General features: G+C 37.0%; 26 protein-coding genes. 25 read left to right on the forward strand and 1 reads right to left on the reverse strand.

All coding sequences use genetic code 11. The features are described from left to right. Window positions 1-8: 8 nt before the first annotated feature. From paaD to ACFSTA_RS04770, 25 genes are all read left to right on the forward strand, one after another. Window positions 9-509, forward strand: a complete 501-nt coding sequence (paaD, locus tag ACFSTA_RS04650) for a 1,2-phenylacetyl-CoA epoxidase subunit PaaD (RefSeq protein ID WP_377555392.1) — start codon at window positions 9-11, stop codon at window positions 507-509. A gap of 20 nt (window positions 510-529) precedes the next feature. Beyond that, window positions 530-835: an EthD family reductase gene (locus ACFSTA_RS04655; protein ID WP_377555393.1), complete on the forward strand. Its 306-nt coding sequence runs from the start codon at window positions 530-532 to the stop codon at window positions 833-835. Continuing rightward, window positions 828-1,601 (forward strand): enoyl-CoA hydratase/isomerase family protein, encoded by a 774-nt coding sequence (locus ACFSTA_RS04660; RefSeq protein WP_377555394.1) that lies wholly within the window; start codon window positions 828-830, stop codon window positions 1,599-1,601. The genes ACFSTA_RS04655 and ACFSTA_RS04660 overlap by 8 nt, the downstream gene beginning before the upstream one ends. A 2-nt stretch (window positions 1,602-1,603) precedes the next feature. Further along, window positions 1,604-2,380, forward strand: coding sequence for an enoyl-CoA hydratase/isomerase family protein (locus ACFSTA_RS04665; RefSeq protein WP_377555396.1), 777 nt, complete (start codon window positions 1,604-1,606; stop codon window positions 2,378-2,380). Window positions 2,381-2,445: 65 nt separating this feature from the next. Then, window positions 2,446-3,969, forward strand: a complete 1,524-nt coding sequence (locus tag ACFSTA_RS04670) for an aldehyde dehydrogenase family protein (RefSeq protein WP_377555398.1) — start codon at window positions 2,446-2,448, stop codon at window positions 3,967-3,969. Between the two features lie 29 nt (window positions 3,970-3,998). Continuing rightward, window positions 3,999-4,874, forward strand: a complete 876-nt coding sequence (locus ACFSTA_RS04675) for a 3-hydroxyacyl-CoA dehydrogenase (protein ID WP_377555399.1) — start codon at window positions 3,999-4,001, stop codon at window positions 4,872-4,874. Continuing rightward, entirely contained in the window at window positions 4,871-6,076 is a 1,206-nt protein-coding gene (locus tag ACFSTA_RS04680) for an acetyl-CoA C-acyltransferase (RefSeq protein WP_377555401.1), read from the forward strand. The genes ACFSTA_RS04675 and ACFSTA_RS04680 overlap by 4 nt, the downstream gene beginning before the upstream one ends. A 144-nt stretch (window positions 6,077-6,220) precedes the next feature. Beyond that, window positions 6,221-7,000 (forward strand): enoyl-CoA hydratase-related protein, encoded by a 780-nt coding sequence (locus ACFSTA_RS04685; protein ID WP_377555402.1) that lies wholly within the window; start codon window positions 6,221-6,223, stop codon window positions 6,998-7,000. Between the two features lie 90 nt (window positions 7,001-7,090). Beyond that, window positions 7,091-8,065, forward strand: coding sequence for an NAD(P)H-dependent flavin oxidoreductase (locus ACFSTA_RS04690; protein WP_377555403.1), 975 nt, complete (start codon window positions 7,091-7,093; stop codon window positions 8,063-8,065). 196 nt (window positions 8,066-8,261) lie between these two features. Then, window positions 8,262-8,657: a thioesterase family protein gene (locus ACFSTA_RS04695; protein WP_377555404.1), complete on the forward strand. Its 396-nt coding sequence runs from the start codon at window positions 8,262-8,264 to the stop codon at window positions 8,655-8,657. Window positions 8,658-8,691: 34 nt separating this feature from the next. Continuing rightward, window positions 8,692-9,837 carry a Glu/Leu/Phe/Val family dehydrogenase gene (locus ACFSTA_RS04700; protein WP_377555405.1) on the forward strand — a complete coding sequence of 382 codons (1,146 nt, stop codon included), beginning with the start codon at window positions 8,692-8,694 and terminating at the stop codon, window positions 9,835-9,837. Window positions 9,838-9,861: 24 nt separating this feature from the next. After that, window positions 9,862-10,917: a pyruvate dehydrogenase (acetyl-transferring) E1 component subunit alpha gene (gene pdhA / locus ACFSTA_RS04705; protein WP_377555406.1), complete on the forward strand. Its 1,056-nt coding sequence runs from the start codon at window positions 9,862-9,864 to the stop codon at window positions 10,915-10,917. Window positions 10,918-10,969: 52 nt separating this feature from the next. Continuing rightward, window positions 10,970-11,938, forward strand: coding sequence for an alpha-ketoacid dehydrogenase subunit beta (locus ACFSTA_RS04710; protein WP_377555447.1), 969 nt, complete (start codon window positions 10,970-10,972; stop codon window positions 11,936-11,938). Between the two features lie 185 nt (window positions 11,939-12,123). Next, complete coding sequence (locus tag ACFSTA_RS04715; RefSeq protein ID WP_377555407.1) at window positions 12,124-13,110, forward strand: ABC transporter substrate-binding protein; 987 nt, start codon at window positions 12,124-12,126, stop codon at window positions 13,108-13,110. A 106-nt stretch (window positions 13,111-13,216) separates the two neighbouring features. Beyond that, window positions 13,217-14,200, forward strand: coding sequence for an ABC transporter permease (locus tag ACFSTA_RS04720; protein ID WP_377555408.1), 984 nt, complete (start codon window positions 13,217-13,219; stop codon window positions 14,198-14,200). A 1-nt stretch (window position 14,201) separates the two neighbouring features. Continuing rightward, a complete protein-coding gene (locus ACFSTA_RS04725) occupies window positions 14,202-14,996 on the forward strand; it encodes an ABC transporter ATP-binding protein (protein ID WP_377555409.1) in 795 nt (264 codons plus the stop codon). Between the two features lie 227 nt (window positions 14,997-15,223). After that, window positions 15,224-15,451 carry a hypothetical protein gene (locus ACFSTA_RS04730; RefSeq protein WP_377555410.1) on the forward strand — a complete coding sequence of 76 codons (228 nt, stop codon included), beginning with the start codon at window positions 15,224-15,226 and terminating at the stop codon, window positions 15,449-15,451. A 132-nt stretch (window positions 15,452-15,583) separates the two neighbouring features. Then, window positions 15,584-16,207, forward strand: a complete 624-nt coding sequence (locus tag ACFSTA_RS04735) for a hypothetical protein (RefSeq protein ID WP_377555411.1) — start codon at window positions 15,584-15,586, stop codon at window positions 16,205-16,207. A 66-nt stretch (window positions 16,208-16,273) separates the two neighbouring features. After that, complete coding sequence (locus tag ACFSTA_RS04740; protein ID WP_377555412.1) at window positions 16,274-16,615, forward strand: hypothetical protein; 342 nt, start codon at window positions 16,274-16,276, stop codon at window positions 16,613-16,615. A gap of 112 nt (window positions 16,616-16,727) precedes the next feature. Then, entirely contained in the window at window positions 16,728-16,916 is a 189-nt protein-coding gene (locus ACFSTA_RS04745; protein WP_377555413.1) for a hypothetical protein, read from the forward strand. A gap of 230 nt (window positions 16,917-17,146) precedes the next feature. Then, window positions 17,147-18,571, forward strand: coding sequence for an ATP-binding cassette domain-containing protein (locus ACFSTA_RS04750; protein WP_377555414.1), 1,425 nt, complete (start codon window positions 17,147-17,149; stop codon window positions 18,569-18,571). 122 nt (window positions 18,572-18,693) lie between these two features. After that, on the forward strand, window positions 18,694-18,918 hold the full coding sequence (locus tag ACFSTA_RS04755) for a hypothetical protein (protein ID WP_377555415.1): 225 nt from the start codon (window positions 18,694-18,696) through the stop codon (window positions 18,916-18,918). A gap of 154 nt (window positions 18,919-19,072) precedes the next feature. Continuing rightward, window positions 19,073-19,597 carry a hypothetical protein gene (locus ACFSTA_RS04760; RefSeq protein WP_377555416.1) on the forward strand — a complete coding sequence of 175 codons (525 nt, stop codon included), beginning with the start codon at window positions 19,073-19,075 and terminating at the stop codon, window positions 19,595-19,597. 438 nt (window positions 19,598-20,035) lie between these two features. Further along, window positions 20,036-20,236 (forward strand): hypothetical protein, encoded by a 201-nt coding sequence (locus tag ACFSTA_RS04765; protein ID WP_377555417.1) that lies wholly within the window; start codon window positions 20,036-20,038, stop codon window positions 20,234-20,236. A 290-nt stretch (window positions 20,237-20,526) separates the two neighbouring features. Next, window positions 20,527-21,066 carry a GNAT family N-acetyltransferase gene (locus ACFSTA_RS04770; RefSeq protein ID WP_377555418.1) on the forward strand — a complete coding sequence of 180 codons (540 nt, stop codon included), beginning with the start codon at window positions 20,527-20,529 and terminating at the stop codon, window positions 21,064-21,066. A 212-nt stretch (window positions 21,067-21,278) separates the two neighbouring features. On the opposite strand, the gene ACFSTA_RS04775 is transcribed toward ACFSTA_RS04770, so the two are convergent. Continuing rightward, a complete protein-coding gene (locus ACFSTA_RS04775; protein WP_377555419.1) occupies window positions 21,279-21,641 on the reverse strand; it encodes a YybH family protein in 363 nt (120 codons plus the stop codon). Window positions 21,642-21,660: the final 19 nt, after the last annotated feature.

Raw genomic sequence — 21,660 nt, forward strand, 5'->3', positions numbered from 1 at the left:
GTGATAACGTGAACGACTTACAAAGAATTGAAGAAATTCGTTCCGTTCTACTAACCGTAGATGATCCTGAGCTACCCTCCGTTAGTGTCCTGGACCTAGGAATGGTTCATGATGTCATGATAGAAGGAAGTGATGTTTTCATTACAATGGTACCAACTTTTGCAGGATGCCCTGCATTAGATTTCATAGAAATTAATGTCAAAAAAGCAATTGAAAAAGTGAGTTGGGTTGCAACTTGTGCTGTGCACTTCACATTCGACCATCCTTGGTCAACAGATGCCATTACCGAACGTGGAAAAGTACAGTTAAAGAAGCATGGTATTTCACCACCACCAGAAGATTATCAACCCGGAGATGTGTGGACGGTAAATTGTCCATTTTGTGGATCCGATTATACATCAATGGAAAATGTATTTGGACCAACAGCTTGTCGTAGTATTTTATATTGTAGTTCTTGCAGAAATCCGTTTGAAGCGATGAAACCAGTTGTTAGTCTAACAAAATCTTAAGTAGAAAAGGAGTTTGAAGAATGGTTAAATTAATTGCTTTATACAAGCAACCAGAAGATCAAGAAAAGTTTGATGAACACTATTTTAACACCCACGCACCTATTACAAGAAAGATTCCTGGGTTAAGAGATATGAAGGTTACAAAAATTGTTGGGTCGCCAATGGGAAAAAGCGACTATTACTTGCTTTGCGAAATGTATTATGACGACCATGAATCCCTGCAAAAGGCAATGAGAACCGACGAGGGAAAAGCTTCTGGAAAAGACGTTATGCAGTTTGCAGGGGATATTGTAACTCTTATGATCGGTGAGGAAATCGATGAATAAAGAACATATCAACGTTTGGGAAGAAGATCGAATTGGTATTATTCAGTTGAATCGTCCCAAAGCGCTGAATGCAATTAATCGGAAGATGGTAGATGAGATTGTTGATCAAATGCAAGCCTTTGACCAAGAGGATCAAATTCGGGTCATTTTGATTAAAGGTGATAACCGTGCCTTTGCTGCTGGTGCAGATATAGAGGAAATGATGGAAGAAACGCCACTATCCCTTGAACTTTTGGATCCATTTGCAGTATGGGATAAGATTAGTCTCATTAAAAAGCCGACTATTGCTGCTGTGAATGGTTTTGCTTTAGGTGGTGGATTCGAACTTGCACTTCATTGTGATTTAATTATTGCCGCAGAAGATGCAACGTTTGGTTTTCCAGAAATAAAACTCGGTGTAATGCCAGGAGCTGGTGGTACACAATTTTTAACTAAGGCAATGGGACGTCGAAAAGCACTTGAATGGATTTGGCTAGGGGAACCAATGTCAGCTCGAGAGGCATTACATTATGGCGTTATTAATAGAATAGTAGCTCCTGAATTAGTAGATGAAGAAGCGATAAGACTAGCAAGACAGCTTTCCAATCAAGCTCCAATCTCTTTACGGTTAATCAAGGAAGCAGTGCAAGCAGCGGAAGATCAAAGTTTATTGGAAGGGAAAAAAATTGAGCGAAAAAACTTCTATGTAGCCTTTGCATCCGAAGATCAAAACGAGGGTATGCGGGCATTTAAAGAAAAACGTCCTCCTCATTTTAAAGGAGTGTAACGATGGATTTTAAGACAATAGTGTACGAAGTGAAAGAGAGTATCGCTACGATTACCTTAAACCGACCTTCCGCTTATAATGCAATAACTGCTGAAATGAATATGGAAATAACAAAGGCATTAAAAATGGGAAATAGAGATGAATCCGTCCGATGCATTGTTATCACAGGGAATGGAAAAGCATTTTGTTCCGGGCAAGATTTAGCAGGAGTAGATGAGGAAACGAACCATGCAACCTTTTTGCGAGAACGTTACCATCCTATGTTAAAAGCAATGAAGCAAACACATAAGCCAATTGTTGCCGCGATTAACGGTACGGCTGCGGGAGCGGGTATGAGTTTGGCATTAGCTGCTGATTATCGACTAATGCAACCGAATGCTAAGTTTGTCAGTGCTTTCCTAAATGTCGGTTTAATACCAGACTCCGGTTTTTTATATATGCTGCCTCGATTAGTTGGTTATGCGAATGCGCTGGAGATTTCTACGATTGATAAACCAATTACTGGAGAGGAAGCATCAGGAATCGGTCTTGTGACCAAAGTGATTAACCCTACGGAGTGGGAAGAAGAAGTTTGGGCTTTTGCTAAACAATTGGCAGAACTCCCTACAACTTCGTTTTCATTAATAAAACGATATATGATCGATGGGATGCATAGTGAATTAGATGTGTTTTTAGAGCAAGAAGCACATGCTCAACGCATTGCCGGTCTAACGAAAGACCACCAAGAGGGGTTAAGGGCATTTGTTGAGAGACGGAAACCAAACTTTTCTGGTAAATAAAATAAATTAAACAGAGCTATGCATAAGTAGTTTTTTTTAGAAAAATAAGAGGAGGTAAAACAAATATGGCAGAAACGATAGCAAAAGATGGCATAACAGTAGTTGGGACAATGAAGCGGGAGCATTATTCCATGATTATTAATGGGGAACGTGTTGAAAATAGTAAGGGTGAAGTATTCGAGACGTTTAACCCAGCTAAAGGCGAGGTTTTAGCCACAATAGCTAAAGCAAATACAGAAGACGCAGAAATGGCAGTACAGGCAGCGAGAAATGCGTTTGACAATGGAAAATGGCGAAAATATCCAGTTGGAAAACGAGCACGGGTGTTGAATAATATTGCAGCAATCATGCGTCAACGATTTAAAGAATTAGTAGAAATAGAAGTGTTAAATAGTGGGAAGTCTGTTGGTGCTGCACAAGTACAAATCAATCAATCAATTGAGGATTTTGAATTTTACGCAGGTGCAATTGTTGGCCACCGTGGGGAAGTCAATAATATGCCGTATGGATTTTTCAATTATACACATAAAGAACCGGTTGGGGTTTGTGCCCAAATTATCCCTTGGAATTATCCAATGATGATGGCTGCTTGGAAAATCGCACCTGCTATCGCAGCGGGATGTTCTGTGGTTGTCAAACCGGCTAGCTTAACTCCTATCACCGCAATTATATTGAACGAAATCTGCCATGAAGCTGGTGTGCCAGAAGGGGTTGTGAATACCATACCGGGATCAGGTGAAGTGGTTGGTGATTACTTAGTTCAACATAAGGATGTGAACAAAGTAGCGTTCACAGGTTCCACACCTACTGGTAGAGATATTATGGAAAAAGCTTCTCGGACACTTAAGCGGCTTACACTTGAATTAGGTGGAAAATCACCAAATATTGTGTTTGAAGATGCTGACCTTGAAGCGGCGGTCCCAGGATCGTTGTTTGGTATTTTCTTTAATACAGGTCAATCTTGTGAAGCACGTTCACGCATGTTTGTTCATGAATCAATCTATGAGGAGTTCATGGAACAATTTGTTGCAAAAACGAAAAAGCTTCAATTAGGTGATCCGTTTGATAAAGGAACACATGTTGGATCCATTATTAGTCGTAATCAATTAGAAAAAATTGATGCTTATGTGCAATCAGCTGTGGAAGATGGAGCAACAATCTTAACGGGTGGAAAAGAAATGAAGATGGAAGGTTTTGAGAACGGCCATTGGTACGAACCAACAGTCATAACGGATGTAACACCAGATATGGAGGCTGTAAAGGAAGAGATTTTTGGTCCAGTAGTTGTAGTTGAAAAATTCACTAATGAAAAAGACGTAATTAAACGAGCGAATGATACCGAATATGGTTTAGGTTCAGCAATCTGGACGACGAACCAAGCAAGAGCGACACGTGTTGCACATCAAATCGAAGCGGGAATTGTAATGGTGAATAGTCCATTTTCGGCTTTTCCAGGAACGCCATTTGGTGGCTATAAGCAATCTGGGTTTGGAAGAGAATTAAGTGTGGAAACGCTTGATTTATATATGGAAGATAAGAGCGTTCTGTCCTACTATGGATCCAAACCGCTAAACCCATTTGGAGTATAGATTACTAGTTTAATAGAAAGGGGCTTACCATGACAATAAAGAATATTGTAGTCGTGGGAGCCGGTGTGATGGGGCGGGGCATTGCCTATGTCTCGGCCCTTGCTGGTTTCCAAACAACAATTGTAGATGTATCTGAAAACCAACTGCAAGATGTGTATCAACATGCCAAAATGACATCGGAAAAGGGTGTGCAACGAGGAAAGTTAACGGTAGAACAATCTCTTCATCTATTAAATCATTTACATACGTCTATAGATTTGGAGACGGTTGCGGTAGACGCAGATTTAATAATAGAAGCGGTACCTGAAAAGCGAGAATTGAAAAAGCATGTGCTAGAAATAGCTGATATGCATTCTCCTGCACACACCGTTCTCGCCTCTAATACGTCAACGATTAGTCCAACAGAATTAGGATCCTATACAAAAAGGGCAGAGCAGGTAGCAGTGATGCACTTTTTTAATCCGGTCCACAAGATGCGTCTGGTTGAAATTGTTAAAGGGTTAGAAACAAGTAATGATACGGTGAATATCATTCAGGATGTTTCCGAAAAAATGGGCAAGGAAACAGTGGAAGTCAATGAATTTCCAGGATTTGTAACGAGTAGAATTAGTGCTCTAGTTGGCAATGAAGCCTTTCATATGCTGCAGGAGGGGGTTGCATCTGCAGAAGATATTGATAAAGCCATTCGATTGGGCTTGAACTACCCAATGGGACCATTGGAGCTAGGTGATTTAGTCGGGCTAGATGCACGCTTGAATAACTTGAAATATTTACACGAAACCTTAGGTGAGAAATACCGCCCCGCCCCGTTGCTTGAACAATATGTAAAAGCAGGACGATTGGGAAGAAAGACGGGAAAAGGTGTATATGACTATACCAGTAAAGGTGAGCTGATGGAAAAATGAGAGAAGTAGTAATCGTCGATGCGGTAAGAACACCGATAGGTAGATATAAAGGGGCATTAAAAAACATCCGCCCTGATGATTTAGGTGCTGTTGTCATTAAGGCTCTCCTAGAACGTAGTCCAGGTGTTTCACCGACACAAATAGAGGAAGTCGTGTTAGGAAATGCCAATCAAGCTGGTGAAGATAACCGTAATGTAGCCCGAATGTCAACACTTCTTGCTGGTCTTCCCGTATCGGTAAGCGGAACAACAATTAATAGATTATGTGGATCCGGACTTGATGCTGTAATGTATGCAGCCCGTGCCATAGCAGTCGGTGAAGGTGATGTTTTCATTGCAGGTGGTACGGAAAGCATGACGCGAGCTCCTTTTGTGATGGCCAAACCGGAAAAAGACTTCCCTCGAGGAAATATGGAGGTTTTTGATACGACTATCGGCTGGCGTTTTGTTAATAGAGAACTAGAACAGCAGTATGGAACAGACTCCATGCCACAAACAGCAGAAAATGTAGCAAAACGTTTTGGGGTTTCGAGAGAGGTTCAGGACCGGTTTGCTCTTGAAAGTCAACAACGTGCAAAAAAAGCTATCGCTGCAAATCGTTTTGCACAGGAGATAGTGCCAGTCGTTTACCAAGATCGAAAGGGCAATCAAGTAGTGGTTGATACGGATGAACATCCACGACCTGACACGACGCTAGAAAAGCTCGCTGGATTAAGACCGCTTTTTGATGGGGGAACCATTACAGCAGGGAATGCATCAGGCGTAAATGATGGAGCATCTGCACTACTTATGATGAGTGCAGACAAGGCCAAAGAACTAGGGTTAAAGCCATTAGTGAAATATGTCGTGAGTGCAACTGCTGGATTAGATCCTTCTGTTATGGGGTTAGGACCGATCTATGCCTCGAGAAAAGCGCTCCATCGTGCTAGCTTAACCGTTGGTGATATTGGACTTACAGAGTTAAACGAGGCATTCGCCTCTCAGTCCATTGAATGTATCCGTCAGCTAGAATTAGATGCTGAAAAGGTTAATGTAAACGGTGGTGCAATTGCATTTGGACATCCACTAGGTGCAAGTGGTGCAAGAATCTTAACGACACTTATTTATGAAATGAAAAAACGAGATACACAATTTGGTTTGGCGACAATGTGTATTGGGGTTGGGCAAGGAATATCGATTATTGTGGAAAATGTCGGGGAATAGGTGGATCCTTGTATACATGCGAACCAGATAAATAGTCGATGAAATGCGATTCGCTCAGAACCTGCATCAATTCGCTCAAAAACTAAAATATTCGCGCAGAACCGACAATTCAAACGCAACAACGAAGCGGAAAGGAGCACTGCATTGGAAAACATTCTATACAAAAAACAAAACAACATCGCCTATATAACCATTAATCGAGAAAGAGCATTAAACTGTTTTAACTATGAAACACTACAGCAGCTTCAACTAATCACGGAGCAAATCCATCTAGATCCTGAGGTTCAAGTTGTCATCATAACCGGAGCTGGTGAAAAAGCGTTTAGTGCAGGGGCAGATCTTAAAGAGAGAAGAACGCTTACGGAAACAGAAGTACGAAGAAATGTGAAAGCAATTCGTGTTGTGTTTCATGCTATATCTAAGCTGCCACAGCCAACAATTGCTGCAGTAAATGGATATGCATTTGGTGGTGGATTTGAGTTAATGTTAGCCTGTGATTTTTCGGTTGCGACACGTGATGCAAAGCTAGGGCTAACAGAAACAAGTTGGGCAATAATTCCTGGTGCAGGCGGTACCCAACGTTTGCCAAGATTAATTGGGGAAATGAAAGCAAAAGAGTTAATTTTTACCGCAAAAAAATTAACAGCAGAAGAGGCATTACAATTAGGGATTCTGCTCCAAGTTGTGGAAGACCAGAAACAGCTTCTCGAATCATGTGAGCAGCTCGCTTTAGATATTATGAAAAATGGTCCTATTGCAATCAAACAGGCAAAATATGCTATTAATCAAGGAATGAATACGGACCTACAAACAGGACTTGAAATTGAATCAAAAGCATATGAAATAACAATTCCTACAGAGGATCGGCAGGAAGCATTACGTGCATTTAGTGAAAAGAGACTGCCTAATTATAAAGGGAAATAATAAAAATTTGGTAGAGAGAACAGTGCTAATATTATTTTGAACTATAAGATGACGAATCAAACTTCAAACAAAGGCTCAAGGAGGATTTCTATGCATAACATCTGTGATTTGTTACACATTTCCTACCCAATTATCCAAGGAGGAATGGGGAATATCAGCAATGCCCAATTAACAGCAGCAGTTTCAGAAGCAGGGGGACTTGGGACAATTGGTTGTGGAACGATGTCTCCAGAGGAAGTGGAGAACATTATCATAACAACAAAACAGCTTACTGATAAACCATTTGCCATTAATATCGCTATAAATGTTACACCGTTTATGGAGGAATTAATCACAATGGTGATCAAGCATGACATTCCAGTCATATCACTTTCTGCAGGAAATCCAACCCCATATATTTCGAGACTTCACGAACACAACATGAAGGTGATTGCAATTGTAGCTTCTGTAAAACATGCGCAAAAAGCAGAAGCTGCTGGAGCGGATATACTCGTAGCAGAAGGGTTTGAAGCTGCAGGGCTTAACTCTAATTTAGAGTTAACGACCTTTACCTTAATTCCACAAATTGTCCAACAAGTTCAAGTGCCAATAGTTGCTGCTGGAGGAATCGGTGATGGAAAAGGCTTAGCAGCAGCAATGATGCTAGGGGCGAGTGGTGTACAAATAGGTACAAGGCTAATCGCAACTAAGGAAGCGCCGTTCCATGAATCGTACAAGCAAAAATTATTGAATGCTGATGGGACAGATGCAATTATTGTTGGACGTTCCGTTGGAAGAGCAAGACGCATTATTAAAAGTGAATATGCTAATAAACTACATGAAATAGAAGGAAGAGGCATGACGGTAGAAGAATACAATAAGTTAACCTCCGAGGATCAACATATGCTTGGAGCATTACAAGGGGACATGGAAAATGGCTTTATAAATGGAGGGCAGGTTGCGGGGCTAATACAGGATGTACTTAGTGTAGAAGAACTCATCAATGGCATGATCATAGAAGCAAATGTACAGATGAATAATGCGCGTGCGGTCTTAAGTACCTTCCATACAAACATACAAAAATGAATGTCGAAAGAACATATTGACTTTTCAAAAAATAAAATTGACTATTCCATTACGTAGTGATAAAATGACGTTAAAATAACGTTATACTATGAAAGGTTTTAATAAATATACAAATGTAAGCGTTTAACTAATTGTTTTAATCCCTATTAGCACAATAAAAAGATTGTTTGCACAGGTGGAAAAGAGGAGTGATACCTTGAAGCCGGGTATGGAGATTGGTAGACAGGAAACGATTGAAATTAAAGTAACAGAAGATATGTTTGCAAGTTTTGAAGGGGATGTGGTACATCCCGTTTATTCAACCGTTGCCATGGTATATCACATGGAATGGGTTTCCAGAAAAATTATTCTTCCATTTTTAGAGGACCATGAAGAAGGGATGGGAGCTGCTGTACAATTGAAGCATATTAATGCATCTCCTCTCCACTCAAAAGTAACATTGACCGCAACACTAATCGAATATAAAAATCAAAACGTAATTACAACTGTTGAAGCATATAATGAACAAGGGTTAATTGGTAAAGGAGAAGTAAAGCAAGTAATTTTACCAAAGAAAGTGATCCAACAAAAGTTATCCATACCTACAAATTAACAAAATCCAAATGCATATGAAATAGGAGGATTTTATGGGATTGATAGAAGGTATATCAATAAGTGATGAATTTGCTCTCTTAGATAAAATATCGGAGCATGAACAAGTTGTATTTTGTAATGATCCTACTACAGGTTTGAAAGCAATTATTGCCATACATAACACAACACTTGGACCAGCACTAGGTGGTTGTCGAATGCATCCTTATCGTAGTTTAGAAGAGGCAATGGATGATGTACTTCGACTTTCTAAAGGAATGAGTTATAAATGTGCTGCAGCAGATGTTGACTTTGGCGGTGGTAAGGCCGTCATCATCGGTGATCCCCTCACAGAAAAAACACCAGAATTATTCCGCGCATTTGGCCAATTTGTAGACTCACTAGGTGGCCGATTCTACACAGGAACAGACATGGGAACAACCATGGACGATTTCATACATGCAATGAGAGAAACAAAACATATTGTAGGAGTACCAGAAGCCTATGGAGGTGGTGGCGATTCATCAGTTCCAACAGCAATGGGAGTCATTTACGGCATTCAAGCAACGAATAAAACGTTATTTGGAACCGAAGAGCTTGCTGGCGTTACATATGCTATTCAAGGGCTTGGAAAAGTTGGTTATAAGGTAGCTGAACGCCTTTTGGAAGAAGGGGCTAGTATTGTTGTCACAGACGTTAGCGAAGAAAAATTACAACACATACAAGAAAAGGCAAGTAAAACGAAAGGTAACTTAAAAATAGTAGATCAGGACGAAATATATTGTCAGGAAGTTGATCTATTTGTACCCTGTGCTATTGGCGGTGTGATAAATGATCAAACCATCAATCAATTCCATGTAAGAGCAATCATTGGATCTGCAAATAACCAATTGGGAACGGAAGAGCATGGGAGAAAACTGTCTCAAAAAGGAATCCTATATGCACCAGATTATATCGTGAACGCAGGTGGATTGATTCAGGTTGCTGATGAACTATATGGTGCAAACAAAGAAAGGGTATTATCTAAAACGAAAGAGATTTATCATATCATCCTCGAAGTATACCAACAAGCTGAAATACACCAAATTACAACAAATGAAGCAGCAAATCGAATATGCGAACAAATTATAGCTGATAAGGCCTTGAGGAATAGTTTTTACACACGAACGGTAAGGCCAAAATGGAATATACCAAATCGATAGTTTACCAGAATTGGAGGTTTCAGCATGGAAGATAGATTTCCTATCAAAAAAATAATAGATGATGAAGGTAATTTACTAGATGAAACATACAAAGACCGATTAGATGAGCAGCTTATTAGACGATTTTATTATCACATGACCCGAATCCGAACATTTGATAGAAAAGCAAAAAATTTGCAGCGTCAAGGTCGTATTGGGACGTATCCTCCATTTGAGGGACAAGAAGCAGCTCAAGTTGGAAGTGCACTTGCTTTAGGACCGGATGATTGGATGTTTCCAACCTATCGTGATCATGGGGCGATGTTAACATTTGGTTCGGATATGACTCGAACATTTCTTTATTGGAATGGAAGAGTGGAAGGGTGCGTTCCGCCAGATGGGAAAAATATTTTCCCTGCCGCTGTTCCTATTGCAACTCAAATTCCCCATGCTGCAGGTGCTGCATGGGCGGAAAAACGAAAAGGAACCAATAATATTGCAATTGCTTATTTTGGAGATGGAGCGACCTCTGAAGGAGACTTCCATGAGGGCTTAAACTTTGCTAGTGTATTTCAGACGCCAACAATATTCTTTAATCAAAACAACCGCTATGCCATCTCAGTACCATTTGAAAAGCAAATGAATTCCAAAACAATTGCACAAAAGGCAGTAGCTTATGATATCCCAAGTATTAGAATTGATGGAAATGATTGTTTTGTCGTTTATTTTGAAACGTTAAAAGCAGTTGAGCGAGCTAGAAATGGAGAGGGACCAACATTGATTGAAGCTGTAACATGGCGTACCGGCGCCCATACGACAGCAGATGATCCAACAAAATATCGACCAGAAGATCAAGGAGTCGATATTATTGAACCGATGATACGTTTAGAGCGTTTTATGAAAAATTATGGATATTGGAATGAAGAAGAAATAACACAAACAAAAACGCAAGTTGAAGATGAGGTAGATGCAGCGGTTAAAAGCATGGAAGAGTATCCAAATGCCAAAGTAGATGATTTATTTGATCATGTGTTTGCCAATCCTCCAAAACAGTTATTAGAACAAAAAGATGCTTATTTGGAACTTTTAAGGGGGAAATAACGTGACTACGGATATAAAAAAATCACCTCAGCAGAAAGCTGTTACGCAAAAAATGACGTTAATTCAGGCTATTAATGATGGAATGAAAATGATGCTTGAACAGGATGAAACGGTAATGGTGCTGGGAGAAGATGTTGGAAAGAATGGTGGAGTTTTTCGTGCGACAGATGGCCTCCAAGAGCAATTTGGAGAAGAAAGGGTTGTTGATACACCATTATCAGAATCGGGTATTATTGGTACGTCTGTGGGTCTTGCGATTAATGGCTTTAAGCCGATAGCTGAAATTCAATTTATGGGATTTATTTATCCAGCATATGACCAGATCATGACACATGTATCTCGCATTAGGATGAAGACGATGGGACATTATGCAGTTCCCATGGTAATTCGAGCACCATATGGTGCAGGCGTACGTGCCCCAGAAGTTCACTCGGATTCTATGGAGGCACTATTTACTCATATGCCTGGTTTGAAAGTAGTTTGCCCTGCTACTCCGTATGATGCAAAAGGATTATTAATTGCTGCTGTTCAGGATCCTGATCCTGTCCTCTATTTGGAGCCAATGCGTAGCTACCGTACATCTCGTGAAGAGGTTCCAGTAGATCCCTATACTGTTGAAATAGGAAAGGGGAGGCTGCGGAAAAAGGGGGATGATGTTACGGTTATTGCTTGGGGAGCTATGGTACCCCTTGTAGAAAAAGCGGTACAGGTAGCGGAACAAAAAGGATTAAGTTGTGAAGTGATAGATTTACGTACGTTGTATCCGTTAGATCGTGATATCATTTCGGAATCCGTACAAAAGACTGGCAGAGCAGTTATTGTACATGAGGCTCACGCTACTGGCGGATTAGGGAACGATATTGTGTCTGTTATTAATGATACATCATTTCTTTATTTAAAAGCACCAGCGGAAAGAGTCACGGGATTTGATGTTCCAGTTCCATTCTTTGCACTAGAAGAACATTATCTCCCAACTTCCCATCGAATAGTAAAAGCTATTGAAAAAGTTTCTCATTTTTAATGGTTACATTTGTAGGTCGTTGTATCTATGGAAAATTTATTTATACTTTTACCCTTTTGGTCATCATCGGTTAAGCGGTTTCATAACTATTAAAACATCTTAGAATTGCTTGACTCTTTACAATAGTGTGTTATAATTTGTCAAATATATTTTGAATATTATATGAAAATAAGGGGGAATACGTAATGAAGAAGTGGCTTCAACTATTGGTATTAGCAATACTTAGCAGCCTAGTATTAGCAGCTTGCGGAGACAGTACAGGAGGAGATGGGGATGGAAATACTTATACAATCGGTGCAACTCAAATTGTAGAACATCCATCTCTAGATAAAGCTTATGAAGGCTTTAAAGCTGCGTTGGATGAAGCAGGGTTAGATGTGGAATTTGATTTCGAAAGTGCTCAAAATGACACAAACAATGTGAAACCAATTTCAGATGGCTTTGTTGCAGATGGAGTCGATTTAATTTTTGCTAATTCAACACCTAGTGCAATGGGGGCATTGGAAGCAACTGATGAGATTCCGATCCTATTCACGTCCGTTACAGATGCTGTAGATGCTGGTTTAGTAAGTGCCATGGATGAACCTGGCGATAATATTACAGGTGTTCTTGATTTACATCCAGATGCCATTAAGGAGACAGTTAATTTTATCGATACGTATTTCCAAGGTGCAACAGTAGGAACAATTTATAATAGTGGAGAACCTAATTCCGTTACACAAATCGAAGCATTAAAAGAAGCGTTAGATGGAACGAGTTTAAGTCTGGAAGAGCGCTCTGTAGCTAGTGGTGCAGATGTTCAGCAGGCTGCTCAAACATTAGCAGGAGATATTGATGTTTTCTTTATCATTACGGATAACACAGTAGTTGAAACATTGGATAGTGTCATACAAGTTGCCAATGATCAAGATATCCCACTTGTTGTAGGGGAACCAGATTCAGTAGCAAAAGGTGGATTTGCAACGTTTGGTATTGACTACTACACAATCGGATATCGTACAGGTGAAATGGCAGTAGAAATACTTACAGGAGAAAAAACACCAAAGGATATCCCTGTTGAGTATCCACCAGAAATTCAATTGTTCATTAACAAGGAAGCGGCTGAGGAACAGAATATTGAGTGGCAAGATGATTGGGATGAAGATGCCCAATTTGTTGAGTCAGGAGAATAGTAAGCGACTTTTACGTATAACAAGGAGAAGCAGGCCTAGGCCTGCTTCTGTATTCTAAATATTAATTAAACGGCGGGTATATATCCCCATTCTGGAGGAAAACAACATGCTATTATCATTATTTGGAGCAGTTGAATCAGGTTTAATCTATGCGATTATGGCTTTAGGAGTTTACTTATCGTTTCGCGTGTTGGATTTTCCTGATTTAACGGTAGATGGAAGTTTTGTCACTGGCGGAGCGGTGGCAGCCATATCCATTGTTAACGGAATCCCTCCTATTATGGCAACGGTATTAGGCGCTTTAGCAGGATTTATTGTTGGTTGTATTACGGGAATCATCCATACAAAAGGTAAAATCAATGCTCTTCTTTCTGGAATATTGATGATGATTGCTTTATATTCCATAAATTTACGGATTATGGGGCAACCAACATTATCTTTGATCAAAGAAACTACCGTTTTTAAGCAGTTGGAAGTTATTTGGGCTAAAAGTGGAATGGATTCCTTTTTCAATGGATTATTACAATCATTAGGAGCTGATAGAGTACCTTCTACCTGGGTTATTGTCTTTTTCATGATCATTGTCACGTTAGCTATTAAGTTCTTAACCGATTATTATTTAAAAACGGAAGTTGGCTTGGCATTACGAGCAACAGGCGATAACCAAAAAATGATACGAAGTCTTTCAGCTAACACGGATTCTTTAATTATTGTCGGTGTAGGTGTTTCCAATGGACTCGTTGCATTATCCGGAGCATTAATTACTCAGCATCAATCGGTTGCCAACGTAAACATGGGTATAGGAATGATTGTTATTGGACTTGCCTCCGTTATAATTGGAGAAGCTTTATTTGGAAAGCGATCAATTGCTATTGCAACTATAGCTGTTATTGGTGGAGCAATTATCTATCGAATTGTCGTTACGTTAGCATTACGTGTTGACTTTTTAGAATCAGGAGATATGAAATTAATTACAGCAATACTAGTTATTTTAGCATTAGTCACACCTAAAATTATCCAAGCTCGAAAAGAGAAAAAACGTCGTCTAAGAAAACGTGCTGAACTTACATCGCAAGCGGAGGGGGCGTAACATGCTTAAACTGAAAGATATTTCTATAACTTTTAATGAAGACACTCCTGATGAAAAGAAGGCATTACAAAAAACGCAATTGGAGTTAGAGCAAGGAGAATTTGTAACTGTAATTGGTAGTAATGGGGCTGGGAAATCGACCTTAATGAATGTCATTTCAGGTAATTTAACACCTGATGTTGGCGATGTATTTATTGATGATAAAAAAGTCACCTTTCTACCGGAATACAAGCGATCAACCATGATTGGCCGTGTTTTCCAAGATCCAATGGCTGGTACAGCACCATCAATGACAATTGAAGAAAACTTAGCGATGGCTTATTCACGGGATAAAAAACGAAAACTAAAGCTAGGAGTAACCAAAAAACGAAAAGATTATTTTCGTGATTATTTGACTAGCTTGAATTTAGGATTAGAAGACCGATTAAATGCAAAAGTTGGATTATTATCTGGTGGTGAGCGGCAAGCATTATCTCTTTTAATGGCAACCTTTACGGAACCAAGTATATTGCTGTTGGATGAGCATACGGCAGCGTTAGATCCTTCTCGTGCCCAATTAATTTCAAAGATCACGAAAGATGTTGTAAATAAATTTGGATTGACAACATTGATGGTAACGCATAATATGCAGCAAGCATTAGATTTAGGGAATAGATTGATTATGATGGATAAGGGGCAAATCATTCTAGATATTAAAGGGGATAAAAAGAAACAACTTACTATTGAAGACTTACTCAAAGAGTTTCAACGTATTCGTGGGGAGCAATTTGAAAGTGACCGTGCGGTATTAGGATAATGAAGGTTGAAATAATATAAGGAAATGAAATAGTTCCGATAGAATGGAGAAACGTCCGACATAACATACCAATTAGTAGACCAAATCACATACTGATTTGGTCTAATTTTTTCCCTTTATATCAGTAATCAACAATTTCTAACATACTGAAGGTGATTATTTGTGAAGGATTGTTCTTAAGCTTATGGCGCTGTTTAGTAGAGGGAATAGAATATAGGGAGGTAGTTATGGATAATATCGATAAAAGAAATCGTTTAGATGATACACCTTTTAGTTATCGAGTTAATAAAAAGAATACCGTCTTTATAGAATATTATGGGAAACAAGTGAAAATTTTAAAAGGTAAAGATGCAGAGAGGTTTTTAAGTAAAATAAATAATGCTGGAAATGACAAGGAATTACAGTTAATAATGGCCAAGGTAACAGGTAATTTTAAAAGGGGAAATGAAAGGTAATCGTTTTTAGAAGAGATACAAGTATTTTCTCTCCCTTGTTTCACATAGAAGAAGGTTAATGGAATAAGCAGGTGTTATTAAAAGTGTGTCGAAACAGTTAGTAAAACCAATTTAAGACAGGGGGGATACTCTTTGATAAAAAATTACTTCATATTCAGCGTTATTATATTATTCTTCTTAATAATAACCTCTGGTTGCACTAATTCAAGTGACAAGATAGCAACTATTTCAGTTAACTCCGATTCTGAATATGTGAATACCTTTGAAGATTTACATTTAGGGATACTATATGACTTTGATTTTAAATTACCTAATGCGGATAAAAGTTGGGTAAATCTTTGGGTGGAAAGATACATTGATGGGAAAAAAGATTCTCAACCATTAACGCAATTAAACTACGGTAACAGTCCAAAAGAAGTGGAGGAAGGGCATTTGGGATTTGGGATGATAAATCCAAACTCAGAAGATACTTTAGTATTTCTTTATGGACCTGGTGTAAGCTCCCAACCGTCAATAATTGAAAAGGACTATAAGGCTGAATTTCTAAGTTCTTGGGACTATGCCATTGGTGATGAAGAAGTAGAGTTAGAATTTGGTGAAACAACAATATTAGCAGCTTATAGAGAATCGGGAAGTAACTTAATCAACACGGTTGATTTACAAGATGAGGAATCAGTAAAAAGAATGATTAAAAAAGATGATATGGTACTATTACTAAAGCTAAAAGTAGAAGAAAAAACTGCAAATCATGATTAAAAGGCTGTATTCAACAAATTGTGAACAGATGTACTTATACTATTGGGTGTAAAGGTGGATCTCTAAATGTTAAAAAGAATATTCGTGCTTTTTCTTTTGTCTATATTATTCATAAGTGCTTGTTCAGAGACAAATCCCCAAAATTATATGGGAGTAAGTGAGAATTGGGGAATTAACTATGGAAGGGATGAGAAACTTGTCATAAAATACAATGGCGATGATCCGATACCAGAAGAGCAACTTACGATTAAAATTGATGAAGGAGTAAGTAATGCGACAGCAGATATTTATCTTTCTGAAGAAGGTATTTATGAAATGAATTTGACGTTTAGTGAAGAGCCAAACGATGCTGAGATTATAATGGAATGGAATGGGCAAACCGAAAGTATAAACTTAAAAGAAATATAAGTGTAAGTACATTCACAAAATAAATAAAACCAAATAATGTTTTTGGAATATTATGTTAGTATTGAAGTGTAAAATATTTAGCTAATGAGGTTTTGGAAGAGGAGGAGTTTTATTGCTTTATGATGACTTTAGTCAATTTATTTTAAGTTTATTGATTTGGTGGGGATTCTTACTCTTTTTTCAAAGAATGAATAATCGTTATCCTCAAAAAAACACTTGGAAAAAAGATATATTACTAACTTTGATTCAAAGTCTTGTTGCACTACTTATTTTGTTCCCTATATTATCTTACTTTTTTTAAATTCTTCCAGAAAAGTTTTTATAATATTAAGAGGGAATATAATTCAACTAAGCCCGATAATACAAACTAATTCCTTATTGCATTAATAGGTGTGCAGTTGATAAACAAGGAAATGATCAGACTTTCTATTATGAACTTCAGTCCTGAGAAACTATCATATCTAATTATAGGAGAGGATAAAAATTTCGGGGAATATTCTTATAAAAAATATGACATTTAGATATTTATCAATGCTCAAGCCTATCTTTAAACAAGTTAACCTAAACATTAATGAAAATTGGAAATTAGGACTTGTTGGTAGAAATGGTAGAGGAAAAACAACATTATTAAAGATTCTTTTAAACCAGCTAGAGTATGAAGGTACTATACAGACATCACTAGACTTCAAATACTTTCCATTATATCCGAAAGGCCATGAAGATTTAACTGTTTTAGATTTGTTACTGAAACATAATCCGACTATAGATATCTGGCAAATTGAACGTGAGTTAACTCATATGGATTTACCAAGAGACATTTTAGATCAAAAATTTAAAGTATTGAGTGGCGGGGAACAAACAAAACTAATACTTATTGAGCTATTTTTGAATGAAAATTCATTTCCTTTAATTGATGAACCGACAAATAATTTAGATTTGCATGGCAGACAAATCGTTGGTCGGTATTTAAATAATAAAAAAGGTTTTATTGTAATCAGCCATGATGAATCTTTCTTAAATCAATTTGTTGACCATGTTCTAGCAATAAATAAAGAATCTATAGACCTAATTACTGGAAATATTGATACATGGAAATATGAAAAGGCAAATGCAGATATGCTTTCAGAGGAAAAGAACTCCAAACTAAAGGCTGAAATTCAACGGCTTAATGATGTCTCAAGACAGGTCAGTAGTTGGGGCATAAAAAAAGAAAATAGTACGAAAGATGCTGCTGAAAGAAGAATAGCTGCGAAACAAATGAAAAGATCGAAAGCAGTAAAAAAAAGAACAGAAGAGATGATTGAAGAAAAGCAAGGTCTTATAAATAATATCGAAAATGTTTCTGATCTTAAAATGAAAGTTGAGCAGCCTAGAAAACAGGTGCTGTTCTTTCGTGAATTTTCTGTTTTGAGAGATGGTATACCTCTTTTTGAGCCCATCAACATAGATGTATATCCAACTGAACGATTCTTTATTGAAGGAAAAAATGGTGTCGGTAAGTCTAGTTTATTAAATTTTATACTTGGAGAAGAACAGCTAGAAACAATCGGTGAATGTAAAATAAGCCTACCTGAAAATCTATCAATTTTGAGTCAAAAAAACCAGGAGGAGGTAGGATACTCTTCGTTGATAGATCAATTAACTTCTAAAGATGAAAAAGAAGAATTTTGGCATCTGTTACATCAATTAGGTATCAAACGATCCAGTTTTTCGGATAAATCTAGTATAAATTGGAGCTCTGGAGAACAGAAAAAAGTATTTTTAGCGAATGCACTATTAGGAAATAATGAACTGTTTATTTGGGATGAAGTGACCAATTACTTGGATATTATGGTTATTAATCAGTTGATAGATACTATAAATAAATATCGTCCAACAATGATTAGTGTAGATCATAATGAATATTTTGTAGATGCCATAGCCACTAAAATAGTAGAATTGAAAACTTTTTTTTAAATAGAAGTTAAGCCAGTTAGGTTTGAAACGAATATTTTTTTTGGGGGGTTATCCCAGCGGTTGTTAAAGTAACGGTGCATTTAAATTGAATAAGCGTACTGTTAAAAACATGGAGGGGTTATATGTATTTGCTTTTATCAATAATATTAAGTGTTATTTTAGGGGTCATTCTTTTGATGATGGGGCCATATGTTGGTGGTATTGTTGCTTTTGGAGTTGTAGTAGGCTGTATTTTTAGAGGACTATACTTATTAAACGATATTCATAAAAGAATTTCGAATATATCACCAAAAGAAGATAAAGTTCAAAAAGCATTCAAAGAGTATTTAGTAGAAAAAAGTAAATAGCCAATTTAAGTAACAGGTACAAGAATTGAATTAGTGATTGACATTTTTAAGGAGGCAATTATTATCAGTAAGAATTGAATTCAATTTAACTATAGCAATAGGAGTTGAATGTCAAAATTTAATATATTCATCAATTTATAGATAAGGGGAAATAATGAATAATCAAAGAGTATTCATAGGAATTGTTTTTATTTGTATTGTAACCTTCGCAATAATTTGGGGATATATCTTCTATCAAAACTATTCTATTGAAAAAGTGGTAAAAAAGATGGAGGGGACTGTCCTGGAACAAGCTGAAATAGGTGATCAAACATTTGTTATATTCGATACGGATGATTTTATTGAAGGTGGTATTTTTGAAAGAGGAATTTTTGGCTGGAAGATTACTACAAATGGTAGAGCTATAAGAGGTCATAATAGTGATATTCCGTTTAGCATAGACTATTACGCCATTACACCAAATATTAATGGATGGTCATATTTCTTTGGGTATGTAAATCCAAATAAAGTAGATATAATTAGGTTTCAATCCAATAATTTGGATATAGAATACCAAGTTGAATCTTATTATTGGTTTATTCCCGTTTTAAATTATAAAGGTAGTTTTAAACCAAAGGAATTTAGCGTGATATTGAAAGATGGAAAAGAAATTTTTTACCCTTTTGATGAATTAAAATAAAAATAACCTAATTAGAAAAAGGCGGATCAGCCCTTTTTGTTTTTTAGAAAATTAATATTATAACGGATTGTGCTTAACTAATGATGCTGGACGCTAAAGTGGAACTTGAATCTTGTTTACATGGGAGTAATGGTAAAAAAATAACGAAAAGATGAGAGGGCGATGTCATGGCGGGTATCTTTTTATAACAAAAGGTGATTTGGAATTTTACCTTAACTTAAATAAAAATGAGATTGAAAAATTATTTAGTAAATATCCAAATGCTCCTAAAATAGAGTTGAAAGGAACAACGTATTATCCGTATAAGCAGTTTATGGAATGGGTTTCTTCAATTGAAACCTACAAACAATGAGCTTATTAAAATATATGGGGGCGTTTCTAAAAGAAGGAATTGCATCTTATTCAATAGACGGTGCAGAATTGGAGGTGTGATTTATTATGAGTAATGAAAATTCCTCAATATTAGTAAAATGGCGATCGAAATATGGAGGATTAGTTATTGCGTTAAGTTGCTTATGTAGCGTGATTATAAGCTGGGGAAACAATTGGATTCTGACAGGAATTTTAGGAATAGGTGTGTTGATTTGTGGAACGATAGGAATTTTTGATATAAAGCGAACTGTAACGGAAAAAAGATAAAAGTGGGGGACTCTAAGTTATTGCCTCTCTGAAAATAAGCGTTTTCGCTAAACTCAAAATCTCTTAATCGTTTGAAGAAAATCATCAACTGAGTTAAACCGATTCTCTATAAAAAACAAAAGGATCACAGGAAGAACAAGAAGGAATAATTATGGATGTTGTTTATGCTATCTTCGTACAAGAGTGGAAGAAGTAATAAAAGCGGTGGAATCTATGAAAGCATGAGTTTAATAAAGGTTACGCCTGACTCAATATTGTGTACTACTCATATGACCTAGGGAGGATTTTTTATGGTATATGATAATCAAAATAAAACAATTACTACGAAAAGGCTAGAACTAAGACTGTTTCAAAAATCTGATGCAGTAGCTGTTACAAAACTTTGTGATAACTATAATATTTATAAAAATACACTGTACCTACCATATCCATACGCTATAGATGATGCTGTATCGTGGATAGAGCATCACCTTGATAATTTTAATGCTAATAAATCATATGAATTTGCTATAACGGATAGAGAAAGCGGAGAATTATATGGGGCTATAGCGCTATCAAACAACCAAACGTTTTATCATGGTGAAATAGCTTATTGGATTGGTGAAGAATTTTGGGGAAATGGATATGCAACAGAGGCAGCGCAAGCTATTTTACAATTTGCATTTGATGAAAAGAAATACCATAAAGTATTTGCTCGTTACTTTCATTCAAATCCAGCTTCAGGAAGAGTTTTGCAAAAATTAGGCATGAAAAAAGAAGGTATATTAATGGACCATGTTAGAAAAGAAAATCGATATGAAGATCTAGTATATTATGGAATTATTAATTAAGACAGATTATAGATTGTATATTACATAGTTTATAGTCATCGCTATTTGTCATCGGAATACCGGAGTGCACTACTTGTAAAAATAACTTGGAATATGATGAAATTAAACTAAACAAGCACTACGTCAATAAGAATACATGTATTCATTATTGTCTAAAAAAATAGGAACAGTATTATGTTATAAAAGAGGCCATAGAGTAAGTTTAATAGTTTTCACAAACTACTTAAATGTTCATGGATTAATTTCCATTCATTATTGAACAAAGTGAATACATTAGTTGCTCTACCACTACCAGAAACTAATTTCCCATTATGGTAACCTGTATAATTATATGTATAAGTACATGTAGCTATTTTTTCACTAACAGCAATCCATTGAACGTCTGTAGCAGAATACATTTCCTCTTTAATTATGTTCCAAGCATTTTTGAAGTAGTTTCCGATTTCCTCGATTGAGGTACAACTTTGATCAGTAAACCAATATATAGCATTGGGGTGTAATACTTCTTTCACATTGTTAAAGTCATGAGAGTTGGTTGCATCAATATAACGTTCTAAAGCATTATGATATGTCATCAACGATACTCCTTTTCAC

The organism is Ornithinibacillus salinisoli (assembly GCF_042684965.1).
In the GTDB taxonomy this organism is placed as follows: domain Bacteria; phylum Bacillota; class Bacilli; order Bacillales; family Amphibacillaceae; genus Ornithinibacillus; species Ornithinibacillus salinisoli.

Excerpts from the sequence above, each read along its gene's own strand:
- ACFSTA_RS04675 (WP_377555399.1), top strand. The coding sequence starts at position 3,999 with ATGACAATAAAGAATATTGTAGTCGTGGGAGCCGGTGTGATGGGGCGG.
- ACFSTA_RS04655 (WP_377555393.1), top strand. The coding sequence starts at position 530 with ATGGTTAAATTAATTGCTTTATACAAGCAACCAGAAGATCAAGAAAAG.
- pdhA (WP_377555406.1), top strand. The coding sequence starts at position 9,862 with ATGGAAGATAGATTTCCTATCAAAAAAATAATAGATGATGAAGGTAAT.
- ACFSTA_RS04725 (WP_377555409.1), top strand. The coding sequence starts at position 14,202 with ATGCTTAAACTGAAAGATATTTCTATAACTTTTAATGAAGACACTCCT.
- ACFSTA_RS04720 (WP_377555408.1), top strand. The coding sequence starts at position 13,217 with ATGCTATTATCATTATTTGGAGCAGTTGAATCAGGTTTAATCTATGCG.
- ACFSTA_RS04740 (WP_377555412.1), top strand. The coding sequence starts at position 16,274 with ATGTTAAAAAGAATATTCGTGCTTTTTCTTTTGTCTATATTATTCATA.
- ACFSTA_RS04760 (WP_377555416.1), top strand. The coding sequence starts at position 19,073 with ATGAATAATCAAAGAGTATTCATAGGAATTGTTTTTATTTGTATTGTA.
- ACFSTA_RS04770 (WP_377555418.1), top strand. The coding sequence starts at position 20,527 with ATGGTATATGATAATCAAAATAAAACAATTACTACGAAAAGGCTAGAA.
- ACFSTA_RS04750 (WP_377555414.1), top strand. The coding sequence starts at position 17,147 with ATGCTCAAGCCTATCTTTAAACAAGTTAACCTAAACATTAATGAAAAT.
- ACFSTA_RS04775 (WP_377555419.1), bottom strand. The coding sequence starts at position 21,641 with ATGACATATCATAATGCTTTAGAACGTTATATTGATGCAACCAACTCT.
- ACFSTA_RS04665 (WP_377555396.1), top strand. The coding sequence starts at position 1,604 with ATGGATTTTAAGACAATAGTGTACGAAGTGAAAGAGAGTATCGCTACG.
- ACFSTA_RS04715 (WP_377555407.1), top strand. The coding sequence starts at position 12,124 with ATGAAGAAGTGGCTTCAACTATTGGTATTAGCAATACTTAGCAGCCTA.
- ACFSTA_RS04680 (WP_377555401.1), top strand. The coding sequence starts at position 4,871 with ATGAGAGAAGTAGTAATCGTCGATGCGGTAAGAACACCGATAGGTAGA.
- ACFSTA_RS04765 (WP_377555417.1), top strand. The coding sequence starts at position 20,036 with ATGAGTAATGAAAATTCCTCAATATTAGTAAAATGGCGATCGAAATAT.
- ACFSTA_RS04710 (WP_377555447.1), top strand. The coding sequence starts at position 10,970 with ATGACGTTAATTCAGGCTATTAATGATGGAATGAAAATGATGCTTGAA.
- ACFSTA_RS04660 (WP_377555394.1), top strand. The coding sequence starts at position 828 with ATGAATAAAGAACATATCAACGTTTGGGAAGAAGATCGAATTGGTATT.
- ACFSTA_RS04730 (WP_377555410.1), top strand. The coding sequence starts at position 15,224 with ATGGATAATATCGATAAAAGAAATCGTTTAGATGATACACCTTTTAGT.
- ACFSTA_RS04690 (WP_377555403.1), top strand. The coding sequence starts at position 7,091 with ATGCATAACATCTGTGATTTGTTACACATTTCCTACCCAATTATCCAA.
- ACFSTA_RS04700 (WP_377555405.1), top strand. The coding sequence starts at position 8,692 with ATGGGATTGATAGAAGGTATATCAATAAGTGATGAATTTGCTCTCTTA.
- ACFSTA_RS04755 (WP_377555415.1), top strand. The coding sequence starts at position 18,694 with ATGTATTTGCTTTTATCAATAATATTAAGTGTTATTTTAGGGGTCATT.
- ACFSTA_RS04670 (WP_377555398.1), top strand. The coding sequence starts at position 2,446 with ATGGCAGAAACGATAGCAAAAGATGGCATAACAGTAGTTGGGACAATG.